10 protein-coding genes and 2 rRNA genes (1 of these 12 only partly in view) are annotated in these 10,840 nt (G+C 35.8%); 10 read left to right on the top strand and 2 right to left on the bottom strand.

Annotated features, from left to right (window positions below; all coding sequences use genetic code 11):
- Both EPR_RS07355 and rrf read left to right on the top strand, forming a co-directional pair.
- Positions 1-60, top strand: a 23S ribosomal RNA gene (locus EPR_RS07355) (it extends 2,877 nt beyond the left edge of the window).
- 135 nt (positions 61-195) lie between these two features.
- Positions 196-311 (top strand): 5S ribosomal RNA (gene rrf / locus EPR_RS07350).
- Positions 312-317: 6 nt separating this feature from the next.
- Here the strand turns inward: rrf and EPR_RS07345 are convergent.
- Complete coding sequence (locus tag EPR_RS07345) at positions 318-1,421, bottom strand: PilZ domain-containing protein (RefSeq protein WP_200762588.1); 1,104 nt, start codon at positions 1,419-1,421, stop codon at positions 318-320.
- 259 nt (positions 1,422-1,680) lie between these two features.
- On the opposite strand from EPR_RS07345, the gene EPR_RS07340 reads away from it, so the two are divergent.
- The 8 genes from EPR_RS07340 to EPR_RS07305 all read left to right on the top strand — a co-directional run bounded on the left by EPR_RS07340 (position 1,681) and on the right by EPR_RS07305 (position 9,975).
- Positions 1,681-2,778 (top strand): DegT/DnrJ/EryC1/StrS family aminotransferase, encoded by a 1,098-nt coding sequence (locus EPR_RS07340; protein ID WP_275944506.1) that lies wholly within the window; start codon positions 1,681-1,683, stop codon positions 2,776-2,778.
- Positions 2,775-3,668, top strand: coding sequence for a Gfo/Idh/MocA family protein (locus EPR_RS07335; protein WP_200762587.1), 894 nt, complete (start codon positions 2,775-2,777; stop codon positions 3,666-3,668). The genes EPR_RS07340 and EPR_RS07335 overlap by 4 nt, the downstream gene beginning before the upstream one ends.
- A 106-nt stretch (positions 3,669-3,774) precedes the next feature.
- Positions 3,775-4,722 carry an AAA family ATPase gene (locus EPR_RS07330; RefSeq protein WP_200762586.1) on the top strand — a complete coding sequence of 316 codons (948 nt, stop codon included), beginning with the start codon at positions 3,775-3,777 and terminating at the stop codon, positions 4,720-4,722.
- Positions 4,723-4,749: 27 nt separating this feature from the next.
- Positions 4,750-5,583 carry a DUF58 domain-containing protein gene (locus tag EPR_RS07325; protein ID WP_234697111.1) on the top strand — a complete coding sequence of 278 codons (834 nt, stop codon included), beginning with the start codon at positions 4,750-4,752 and terminating at the stop codon, positions 5,581-5,583.
- Positions 5,580-5,963 carry a hypothetical protein gene (locus EPR_RS07320; protein ID WP_200762585.1) on the top strand — a complete coding sequence of 128 codons (384 nt, stop codon included), beginning with the start codon at positions 5,580-5,582 and terminating at the stop codon, positions 5,961-5,963. The genes EPR_RS07325 and EPR_RS07320 overlap by 4 nt, the downstream gene beginning before the upstream one ends.
- On the top strand, positions 5,956-6,873 hold the full coding sequence (locus tag EPR_RS07315) for a vWA domain-containing protein (protein ID WP_200762584.1): 918 nt from the start codon (positions 5,956-5,958) through the stop codon (positions 6,871-6,873). Before EPR_RS07320 ends, EPR_RS07315 begins: the two co-directional genes overlap by 8 nt.
- Complete coding sequence (locus EPR_RS07310) at positions 6,873-8,522, top strand: VWA domain-containing protein (RefSeq protein WP_200762583.1); 1,650 nt, start codon at positions 6,873-6,875, stop codon at positions 8,520-8,522. The genes EPR_RS07315 and EPR_RS07310 overlap by 1 nt, the downstream gene beginning before the upstream one ends.
- Positions 8,506-9,975, top strand: coding sequence for a BatD family protein (locus EPR_RS07305; protein WP_200762582.1), 1,470 nt, complete (start codon positions 8,506-8,508; stop codon positions 9,973-9,975). The genes EPR_RS07310 and EPR_RS07305 overlap by 17 nt, the downstream gene beginning before the upstream one ends.
- Before the next feature lie 15 nt (positions 9,976-9,990).
- On the opposite strand, the gene EPR_RS07300 is transcribed toward EPR_RS07305, so the two are convergent.
- The gene (locus EPR_RS07300; protein WP_200762581.1) at positions 9,991-10,818 is read right to left on the bottom strand and encodes a prephenate dehydrogenase; all 828 of its coding nucleotides are present in this window, start codon (positions 10,816-10,818) and stop codon (positions 9,991-9,993) included.
- Positions 10,819-10,840: the final 22 nt, after the last annotated feature.

The following is a 10,840-nucleotide window of genomic DNA, read 5'->3' as shown; positions in this document are numbered from 1 at the left end:
TGTGTAAGGGCTGCAAGGCCTTTAGCTGACCAGTACTAATAGTCCGTTCGGCTTACATATAAAAGATCTGGGCGTATGCCGCCTTACTGAGTTACTTAAAGAGATTGCATCTTTATTTGGGCTGTTAACAATGAGTGTGAGTGATAGTATGAGACAGAAAGATTAAGGGCTTCTCGAAGCTTTTACTCTTTCTGTCCTGGTGCCTATAGAGCGGAGGAAACGCCCGGTCCCATCCCGAACCCGGAAGCTAAGCTCCGCATCGCTGATGATACTGCACCCCTCGGGTGTGGAAAAGTAGGTCGGCGCCAGGCCAGGTTTTAAAAGTTTTTAATCTCTTTCAAAATCTCAAACTGTCTTTTTATAATATACTCTGAAAGAAACTCTTCATCTTTTTTTTCAAGACGAAGTATTACACCTATATGTTTTGTCTTATTTTCGGTGTCTTCTACATAGGCTATAATTGCTTCAGGTCTTAAATAGTTGCCATTGAGTATAAAACCTACCTTGATAGTGTCTCCTCTTTTTAAATCGACTGCGTCAGCAACAATAATCCCGAGGCCTTTTACAGAGAGGTCAATTATTGTTGCACTCTTCTTTTCATATTTAAAATAGATTGAAGCGGGTATCGGCTCTTTCGGTTCAACTCGTACGTTTTTCCTTTTTTCCTGAGGTAAATCTATAAGTTCAAAATTGCCTATTGTCATCGCTTCATTGTTGAAGTCAAATGATAATATATCTGCTTTTAGAGCTTTTGGTAAAAGATCAGTTTTAATATAAAGCGATTTTTTTCCTTTAAATATTGTTGTGTATTGACACTCTGAAATATCTATAACTGCCATCTCCCTTATTTTTCTTATAATCCTGCTTTTACATATTACGGGAAGTTCTTTGTAAAAGGCGATCATCTCAATCTGTGTTTTTTGTTGGTTGAGTTTTTCTAGGGCGTGATATATTATCTCTTTATTTATTTTTACAGTCTCGTTTTTAACACTTTTTAACTCTTCTTTCATTTTCTCAAAATATGATGCATATGCCCTATCTATTATTTCGATATACTTATCTATCAAAGTTATCAATATTTTTAATTTCATTAAAGATATATTATTTTTAATTATAAAATCTGTATAGTCTTTTATCATTTCAAGAAGTGTTTTCGTTATAGCGTTTTTAATATCCACCTCATTTTTTAAAAGGTCGGTTATTAGAGTTGAAAGTTTTCTCTCTATCTGTTCAGAATCTTCCGTAAAAAGTACATCAAAAAGATTTATAGCTATTGTATTGAACATATTTGATGGAAGCAGTGGAGAGTTTATCTCTTTGACATATTTTGAGAAATTCTCTACAAACGAGAGTTTATACTGATTGAAAAATTTGCATGAGTCATGAAGACTGTTTTTCAATTTTTTTATAGTTATTTCCATCTTTTTTCCCTGTTCGACTGTGATATCCAGCCGTTTTAGGCTCATCTGTATTATTGCATATTATACCTTAATGAAATTTTGCCGATTATACTGCAAAAGTTATCATAAAAGTGTGACAATAACGATATATGTGAGAGAAAAATAAAAGATAACTCAAAGTAAATATAATCTATAATTGAACCAGATGAACGGTAATGTTTATTGAAAAGAGCTAACGATTTATATTAAAGGGCATTTCCCTAAATTAAAAAGGCTGATTATGGAAATAGCTTTTATCGATTTAAAAGCACAGTATAAAAAATATAAAGAAGAGATAGATAAAGAGATAAATGAAGTGTTGGAATCTGCACAGTTTATTCAGGGTCCCAAAGTAAAGGCTCTAGAAGAAAATCTGAGTTCTTATACAGGATCAAAACACTCTATAAGCTGTTCAAGTGGGACAGATGCTCTTCTTCTCTCTCTCATGGCTTTGGATGTAGGTTTGGGTGATGAAGTTATAACAACGCCTTTTACCTTTATAGCTACTGCGGAAGTTATAGCTTTTTTGAAAGCAAAGCCTGTATTTGTAGATATTGATGAGCAGACATATAATATAGACGTATCAAAAATTGAAGAGAAGATTACCGATAAAACTAAGGCTATAATTCCTGTCAGTTTGTATGGTCAGCCTGCCGATATGGATGAAATAAATGAAATAGCAAAAAAATATAATATTGCGGTTATTGAAGATGCTTGCCAAAGTTTCGGTGCAGAATACAGAGGCAAAAAGAGCTGCAATCTCTCCGATATCGGGTGTACAAGTTTTTTCCCTTCCAAACCTCTTGGATGCTATGGAGACGGCGGGGCTGTTTTTGTCAATGATGAAGAGATGGCAAAAAAGATAAAATCCATTTCCATTCACGGTCAGTCCAGAAGGTATGAACACCAGTACATAGGGATAAATGGACGACTAGATGCTATTCAGGCCGCCGTTTTGAATGTAAAGCTGAAATATTTTGATGAAGAGGTGAAGAAAAGAGTTGAAATAGCGAAAAGATATACCAAAATGCTTGAAGACATCGTTACAACCCCCTGTATCAAAGATGACAGGACTTCTGTCTATGCGCAATATTCCATAAGGGTTCAAGATAGAGACAGTGTGGCAAAAAAATTGAATGAAGACGGAATCCCTACAGCTGTTCACTATCCTAAACCTCTGCATCTTCAACCGGCTTTTTCATATCTCGGGCATAAAGAGGGTGATTTTCCGGTTTCAGAAAAGATATCAAAAGAGATCATGAGTCTGCCTATGAGTCCATTTTTAAAAGAGGAAGAGCAAAACTATATCATAGAGAAACTAAAAGGCATAATCAAATGAAAATAGCGATAGTGGGTCTAGGTGTGATGGGTAAAAACCATTATAGGGTTCTTTCATCTATACCCGAAGCCAGAATTGTAGGAGTATGTGACCCTTTTGTAAAGACTGACCTGCCTACAGAACATTTTGAAGATATACAGAAAATGATAGATGATAAAAAACCTGATGCCGTAATTATAGCAACTCCAACTTTTACACATAAAGAGATTGCACTCAAATGTATAGAAAACGGAGTCGATATATTTATAGAAAAACCTGCTGCATCAACTATAGAAGATGCCATGGAGATAAATGAAAATGTTTTGAAAGCGGGCATAAAAAGTGCGGTAGGGCATGTAGAGAGATTCAACCCTGTTGTAAAAGCACTGAAAGCGGAGCTTAAAGGCAAAGAGATATACAGTCTGGATATTACAAGAGTAGGCCCCTTCCCTCCCAGAATAGCAGATGTGGGAATACTTACCGATCTGGCCGTTCACGATATTGATCTGATTCGGTTTTTAACAGATAAAAAAATTATCAGAAAAAATATATTTAAATCAAAAAAGATACATAATCATCACGAAGACAATGCAATACTATCTTTTGAACTTGAAGAGGAAGTTATAGCAAATATAACAACCAACTGGCTTACTCCATTTAAGAAAAGAAAAATAGAAGTGGCGACTGCAGATGCTTATTTCGAGGCAGATTTGATAACACAGGATCTTGTTGAATATTCATCTTTTAAAACCAATAACTCATATGTGGTCAGAAACTGCTTTGTCAAAAAAGAAGAGCCCCTTTATAAAGAGCTGACTGCATTTGTCAATTATGTCAAAAACGGTGAAAGAGGTGATCTTGCTACAATAGAGGACAGTATAAGAACTCTTGAACTTTCGACTCTACAGTAGACTTGAATTTATAAAATAAAAATTAACAGTGATTGCTTGAGTTTTTATGTTTTAAGTATTTAAATCGGTTTTGCTATACTTCGCAATAAACAGATACGAGGATTTAATGAGAGAGAAGATAAAGAGGCTCAAGTCTGAAATAAAAAAAGTTGTAGTGGGTCAGGAGAAGATGATAGACTCTCTTTTGGCAGGTCTTTTATGTAGTGGGCATATACTTCTTGAAGGAGTTCCCGGGCTTGCAAAAACAACCACGGTAAATGCACTTGCAAAAACTTTGGGACTGGACTTCAAAAGGGTACAGTTTACTCCGGATCTTCTACCTAGCGATATTATAGGAGCTGAGATATACGACCCGAAAAACAATGATTTTAAGATAAAAAAAGGCCCTGTCTTTACAAATATTCTGCTTGCAGATGAGATAAACAGGGCCCCTGCAAAGGTACAGTCGGCTCTTTTGGAAGTTATGCAGGAACGCCAGGTTACCATTGGCGAGAAAACATTTAAAATTGAGAGGCCTTTTTTGGTTATGGCGACCCAAAATCCAGTAGAACAGGAAGGTGCATACAACCTTCCCGAAGCGCAGCTTGACAGGTTTATGCTAAAGCTTGTAATCGGATACAACACAAAAGAAGAAGAGCTTGAAATCGCGAGAAGAGTAGCAAACGACGCTTTCGAAGAGATAGAACAGGTGATGCAAAAAGATGATCTGATGAGGATTCGTGACGAGGTAAAAAAAATACATATAGACGAAGATGTTGAAAAGTATATCATAGATCTTGTTTTTGCCACCAGAGAACCTGAAAAATACGGGCTTAAAAACATAAAAGATTATATAGAGTTCGGTGCAAGTCCAAGAGCCAGTATTGATATGTATAAAGCGAGCAGAGCTGTAGCGTATCTAAGAGACAAAGATTTTGTCTCTCCTTTGGAGATAGCGTACATTGCCAAGGAAGTTTTGAGACACAGAATAGTTTTGAGCTATGAAGCTGAAGCTGAAGGTGTGACGTCTGATTATATTGTCGAAAAAGTTCTGGAAAAAGTTGCAATTCCATAAAAAGCGGTGCAATTTACAAGGTTTAATTTGGATTTGAAAGCAAAGAAGATTATTATCAAAGCCAGACGGCAGATTTTTGGTGAAATTTCCGGTAATAATCTCTCGATGTTCAAAGGCGAAGGTTTTGATTTTGCAGAACTCAGGGAGTATGAGGCTGGAGAAGATATCAAAAAAATCGACTGGATGATAACCGCAAAGCTTCAAAAACCGTATGTCAAAATCTATCACGAAGAGAGAGAACTCAATGTTGTGTCAGCTACAATGCTCGACGGAAACACGTATTTTGGTTCCAGAAGATTTAAATATGAGACGATAGCCCATATTGTAGCACTTTTAGGTTTTTCTGCAGTCAAAAACAGTGACAGATTCTCTTCTTATATATTTGCAGACAGGCTTTACAGTAAGGTTTCACCTTCAAAGACCGTTTTTGGTGTCAAAAAAAGCGTTGAAGAGATAACGCTCTTTAATCCTTTAAAAAAAAGAGCCGATTATCATATACTTGCAAAGACTCTGTTCAGACAGATCAAAAGAAGATCTCTGATATTTATAATAGGAGATTTTCTTGAAGAGTTTGATTTGACTCTGCTTTCGAAAAAACATGAAGTTGTCTGCATAGTTGTCAGAGACAGACTTGAAGAAGATCCGCCCGATATGGGAATGATAAACCTATACGATCCCAATAGCGGAAAAAGCGCTCTTTTTGACATCGACGCGAAAAGTATAAAGAGATACAAAAAAGAGATAGTAAAAAAAGATGCATTTTTGTATAAACATCTGAGAAAAAACCGAATAAGATTTGTCAAAATATATACCGATGAAGAGCCGTTTGTAAAACTTGCAAGGCTTTTTGGAAAAGTATGATGGAAAAAATAAGAGATATCAAGCCGCTTGTTGAGATACCGGATATCTCTTTTTATGCATACATTATCTCCTTTTTGCTTTTTTCGGTTTTCGTAGCGGTTTTACTTTTCAAAGTGCTTAAGATTTTAAAGAGAAAAAAGAGGAATGAGAGAAAAATTCTGCTTCAAAAACTGAAAAGTATTGATGTTTCCGACTCCAAAAAAGCGGCTTACGAGATAACAAAATATGGAAGAAAGCTTGTAAATGACGAAAGGAGCAGAAGGATTTTTTTGGAACTTCTGCCGAAACTAGAAAAATACAAATATAGAAAAAAAGTTCCGAATATGGATGAAGAGACTATAAGATATTTTACTCTTTTTATAGAGACTGTAAATGAATAGTTTTGCTTTTGAGTATCCATGGGTTTTGATTCTTTTGCCGCTTTATATAATATGTATCAAAAAATGCCCTGCCAAAGAGAGTGCGCTGCTTTTTCCGCATATCTCTATGTTTGAAAGCGTAACATCAAAAAAAAGATTTTTGACACAGTTTCTGAAAAACAGCACCGTTTTTTTGACCATCGTCTCTCTTGCAGGACCTGTAGTTATAGATACAAGTATGAGTCTGAAAAGAAAAGGTTATGATATAGCTTTGGCAATAGATGCAAGCTCATCTATGAAGAAAGAGGGATTTGACAAAGAAAATCCGCATAAAAGCAGGTTTGACGTTGTAAAAGAGCTTGTAAAGGATTTTGTCGAAAAACGTAAAAATGACAATCTTGCACTTATAGTCTTCGGAAGTTTTGCTTATACCGCATCACCGCTTACATATGAAAAAAAGATTTTAAATAGTGTGATAGATTATCTGAATATTGGAATTGCCGGAAACAAAACCGCAATAATCGATGCTCTGATCCAGTCTGTTGCCCTTTTAAAAAAGAGTGAAGCAAAGTCAAAAGTCATAATACTCCTCACAGACGGACTCGATACTGCAAGCAAAGCTCCGCTCCGGGTCGCTCTTGACATGGCGCAAAAACATGGTATAAAAATATATGCTGTAGCTATAGGAGATGAAAATAGTATAGACAACAATCTGCTTGGAAAAATTGCCCAAAAGAGCGGCGGAGAGTTTTTCTATGCCTCAAATGCAAAAGATTTGAAAAATATTTATAAAAAGATCGATGAGCTTGAGAAATCGGAAATAAGAGGCGATATAGCTGCAAAAAAAGAGCCCCTGTATATATATATTCAATTTGTAGCGATTCTTTGTCTGCTTTTTTATATCTATTTTTACGGCAGAAGAGGCATTTAATGAGGCTTTTATATCCTGAGTTTATATTTTTGATGCTTATACCATCTTTGATACTTCTTTATTTGATACTTACAAACAAAAATGAGATAGAGAGAATTTTCAAGCCTGAAATTTTTGAAAAACTTAAAATTGATGCTTCTGTAAGCAAAAAGGCAAAAATAGCCATTCTTTTTATGGCTCTCTTTTTTATGATAGTTGCGATTTCAAGACCGGTGATAAAAAACGGTTACGAAGAGTATCAAAAAAATTCAGATACCGTTGTTATAGCTTTGGACATTTCACGCTCCATGCTTGCTGAGGATGTCTATCCGAATCGTCTAGAGTTTTCAAAGAACAAAATATTGAGACTTCTGGATATGCTAAAAGGAGATGAAGTTGCCGTTGTCGCCTTTTCAAAAGACTCATTTTTGGTCTCTCCTCCCACAAGCGATATAAAAGCTTTGAAGTATCTCGTATCAAGGCTTGATACGAAAAGTATCACATCTGAAGGGACGGATTTTGTAACAGCGATAGAGACGATAAACTCTTTGCTGGTAGACAAAAATGAGAAAAAAGCCGTAATTTTTACAGATGGCGGAGACCAGGAAGAGTTTTCAAAAGAGTTGGAATTATGCGAAAAAGCAGGTTTGAAAATATGGATTGATCTGGTCGGCTCTTTTAAAGGTGTTCCGATAAAGAGTGATAATGGCCTTTTGAAAGACAAAGATGGAAAAATCGTTATAACAAGAGCTAATCGCCTGATAGAAAAGATAGCACAAAAAAGCGGAGGAGGGCTTTTTATAAGCGGATATTCAAAAGATGATATCGTTAAAATCTACAATGAAACATTCAAAAATGGTGCAGGGGGAGGCAAGACCGTAAAGGTGCCAAAAATGCAGGAACTCTATTATTATCCGCTAGGTATTGCACTCTTTTTGCTATTTACGGCTTTTTTCTCTTTTCCTTCGAAAAAAGTGTCCATAGTGCTTTTTCTATCACTCTTTTCTGCCGGCTTGGAATCAAAAGCCGGTATTTTGGATTTTGACTATATAAAGAGAGCAAAAGAGAGTTATGAGAGAAAAGATTTTGAAAAGAGTATCAAATATTTTAAAAAGATTGCAGAGTCCAAACACTCGGCGCAAAGTCTCTATGACCTTGCAAATGCCTGCTATAAAGCAAAAAAATATGATGAAGCCATCAGGTATTATAATATGGTCGAAACAAAAGATCTGGAGCTTGAAAGATTCAAACTGTACAATCTCGGAAACTGCTATTTTCAAAAAGGCGATTTCCCCAAGGCGATCTACTTTTATGAAAAGAGTCTCCAAATCAAAGATGATGAAGATGCAAGATACAATCTAATGCTTGCAAAAAAGATGATGGAAAAACACAAAAAGAGCAAAAAAGAGAACAAAAAGAGTGCTAAAGAGCAGAAAAAACGAAAGAGTTTTGAAACAAAAAATAGCGAAAAAAAGAAAAAAGAAGAGAAAAAGAGTATGCAAAAAAGGAATCGCAGCAAAAAAAATTCAGACGGCTTTGAAAATACAGCAATTCTAAGTGGCATGGAAGAGAAAAAGTGGATAGAAGAGATACAAAAAAATCAAATGCCGGCTCTTTTGTATCCTTTGAAATCCGGAAAAAAAGAGAAGAGCGATGAGAAACCCTGGTAATTTTCTGTTTTTAATAACTGTTTTGGCTTTATTGCCTCTGTTTGCCGAAGTGAGGGTGTATACCGACAAAAAAGAGGTGCACGCAGGTGAAAGCGTTCTTTTTGTCATAGAAGCAAGCGGAGAAAAAATAGTTTTTCCAGGTATCGAAAAGATTGGAAAGTATAGAGTCGAAACCAGTACGATAAGTGAGCGGATTATCATAAAAAACGGCAAAACTAAAAGGGTAAAAAAACTCTCAGTTGTTTTTACACCTTTAAGCGATACTAAAATAGGACCTTTTGAGGTAAAGGTCGATGGCAGAGTTGAAAAGACGGATCCTTTGAAAGTTGCAGTTTTAAAAGATAGAAAGAGGGCCGATGATGTGGTTTTGCAGATGCTGGCAGATAAGAAAAGTCTATACAAAGGAGAAGGTCTGATTTTGACTTTGAGACTGAAAATCAAAACATCCGCAAATATCGTGGATTTCAGATATATAGCGCCCGATTTTAAAAATTTCTGGGTAAATGATATGGGAAAAGAGAGGGAGTATCTGTCGGGAAACTATCTTGTGAAAGAGGCAAGATATATACTTTTTCCTCAAAGAAGCGGAAAGCTTGATATAGAACCGGCTTTGATGAAAATAGCCGTTCCAAAAACGATCAAAGACTCCTTTGGATTTGTTATAAAGACACCGGTATGGAGAAGTGTTACTTCAAACTCTTTGCAGTTTGATGTAAAAGCGGTTCCTGAAAATATCAAATTGGTAGGCGATTTCAAAATAAAAACTCATGTAGACAAGAAAAAGATCAAGCGAGGAGATCCTGTCACCTTTACTGTCAAAGTGGAGGGTTACGGAAATGTGAAGGACATCGAAACGATTGATATCAATATACCTGAAGCTTCTGTTTTTGCAGATGAGTCCAAAAGCCGGTATATGATAAAAAACGGTAAAGTTTACGGTGTATATGAGAAAAAGTTTTCAATCGTTTCCGATTCCGATTTTACAATCCAGCCTCTTTTTCTGAAATATTTTGATCCAGATGCGAAGAGTATCAAAGAGCTTAAAACTGAAGAGGTTAAAGTAGAGGTTATAAAAGAAGTCGTAAACGGGAAAAAAGAGGATATTGAGAGTATGCCGGTTGGTGAAAGCCGGAAAAACTACATATCAAAATTTCAACCCAAGCACTATATTGTCTTTATTGCCGGAGTTATTTTGGGAGTAATGATAGGCATAATCCTGAAGATGATTTCTAAACTTAATAAAAATTCATTTGGGAAAAAGTTTTTGTTTCAAAACGAAAAAGATATTCTTTTTATGCTTATTCCATATATCAGCGAAAACAAAGAAGCCGAGTATTATGCCGAAATGCTTTATGAGAATATATATAAAGGCAAAAAAAATAGAATTCCCAAAGAGAGGATAAGAAAACTGATAGAAAAGTTGAAATTGGGACAAAATAGTGTAAAAAAATAGTCTGATGTATAATGTTTACAGAATGTTGTGAAGAGTGGTTGCATTTTTCATCCACTCTTTCAGTTTATCCCACTCTCTTTTTTCAACAAGTTTTTTGGCATAGTTTAACTCTTTTTCGAAAACCTCTATGGAGGTTAGGAGATTTTCTCTGTTCTGTTTGAAAATATCTGTCCACATAGATGGAGAACTTTTCGCGAGTCGGCTCATATCTTTAAAACCGCCGGCTGCAAGGATAAGTATACTCTGTGGGTCTTCCTGTTTCATTACGCTGTTGGCAAGAGCGTAGCTTATGGCGTGAGGAAGATGACTGATAAAAGCGGCATGTTTATCATGTTCGTGTGCATCCATATAGACAATTTGCATCTGCATATTAACAAAAATATCTTCTGCAAGTGACCTTTGTTTTTTACCGCTCTTTTCTATATCGCATAAAACTACAATCTTATTTTTATAGAGTCCGGGAAGTGCTGCTTCGGGCCCAAATTTTTCAGTTCCTGTCATAGGGTGTGCTGCTATAAAATTTTTTCTTATCTTTTGGGGAACGGAATTTACAATTTTTTCTTTTGTACTCCCAAGGTCTATTATTGTTGCATCGCTTTTGACATCCTGAAGTTTTTGAAGAACGCTTATGATACCTTCTACCGGAATTGCAAGTATGATGAGGTCACATTTTTTTATTTGGTCAAACTCTGCAATTTCATCTACGAGTCCAAGTTTCAAAGCGCTTTTTTGATGTTCTTTATTATGATCATATCCTATGATTTTGTCAAAAAGTTTCAGCTCCCTTAAAGCAAGAGCAAACGATCCGCCCATGAGACCAAGACCAATTATACCGGCAACCATCTATCAATCTCCCGAATTTTGG

This window comes from Nitrosophilus alvini (assembly GCF_015100395.1).
Classification (GTDB): domain Bacteria; phylum Campylobacterota; class Campylobacteria; order Campylobacterales; family Nitratiruptoraceae; genus Nitrosophilus; species Nitrosophilus alvini.
The sequence above is the reverse complement of the archived record's forward strand: the minus strand, read 5'-3'. Positions and strand labels throughout refer to the sequence as shown.

Bases quoted from the DNA above. Each gene is read 5' to 3' on its own strand.
- EPR_RS07330 (WP_200762586.1), top strand. From the start codon at position 3,775: ATGAGAGAGAAGATAAAGAGGCTCAAGTCTGAAATAAAAAAAGTTGTA.
- EPR_RS07320 (WP_200762585.1), top strand. From the start codon at position 5,580: ATGATGGAAAAAATAAGAGATATCAAGCCGCTTGTTGAGATACCGGAT.
- EPR_RS07335 (WP_200762587.1), top strand. From the start codon at position 2,775: ATGAAAATAGCGATAGTGGGTCTAGGTGTGATGGGTAAAAACCATTAT.
- EPR_RS07315 (WP_200762584.1), top strand. From the start codon at position 5,956: ATGAATAGTTTTGCTTTTGAGTATCCATGGGTTTTGATTCTTTTGCCG.
- EPR_RS07305 (WP_200762582.1), top strand. From the start codon at position 8,506: ATGAGAAACCCTGGTAATTTTCTGTTTTTAATAACTGTTTTGGCTTTA.
- EPR_RS07345 (WP_200762588.1), bottom strand. From the start codon at position 1,421: ATGGAAATAACTATAAAAAAATTGAAAAACAGTCTTCATGACTCATGC.
- EPR_RS07340 (WP_275944506.1), top strand. From the start codon at position 1,681: ATGGAAATAGCTTTTATCGATTTAAAAGCACAGTATAAAAAATATAAA.
- EPR_RS07310 (WP_200762583.1), top strand. From the start codon at position 6,873: ATGAGGCTTTTATATCCTGAGTTTATATTTTTGATGCTTATACCATCT.
- EPR_RS07300 (WP_200762581.1), bottom strand. From the start codon at position 10,818: ATGGTTGCCGGTATAATTGGTCTTGGTCTCATGGGCGGATCGTTTGCT.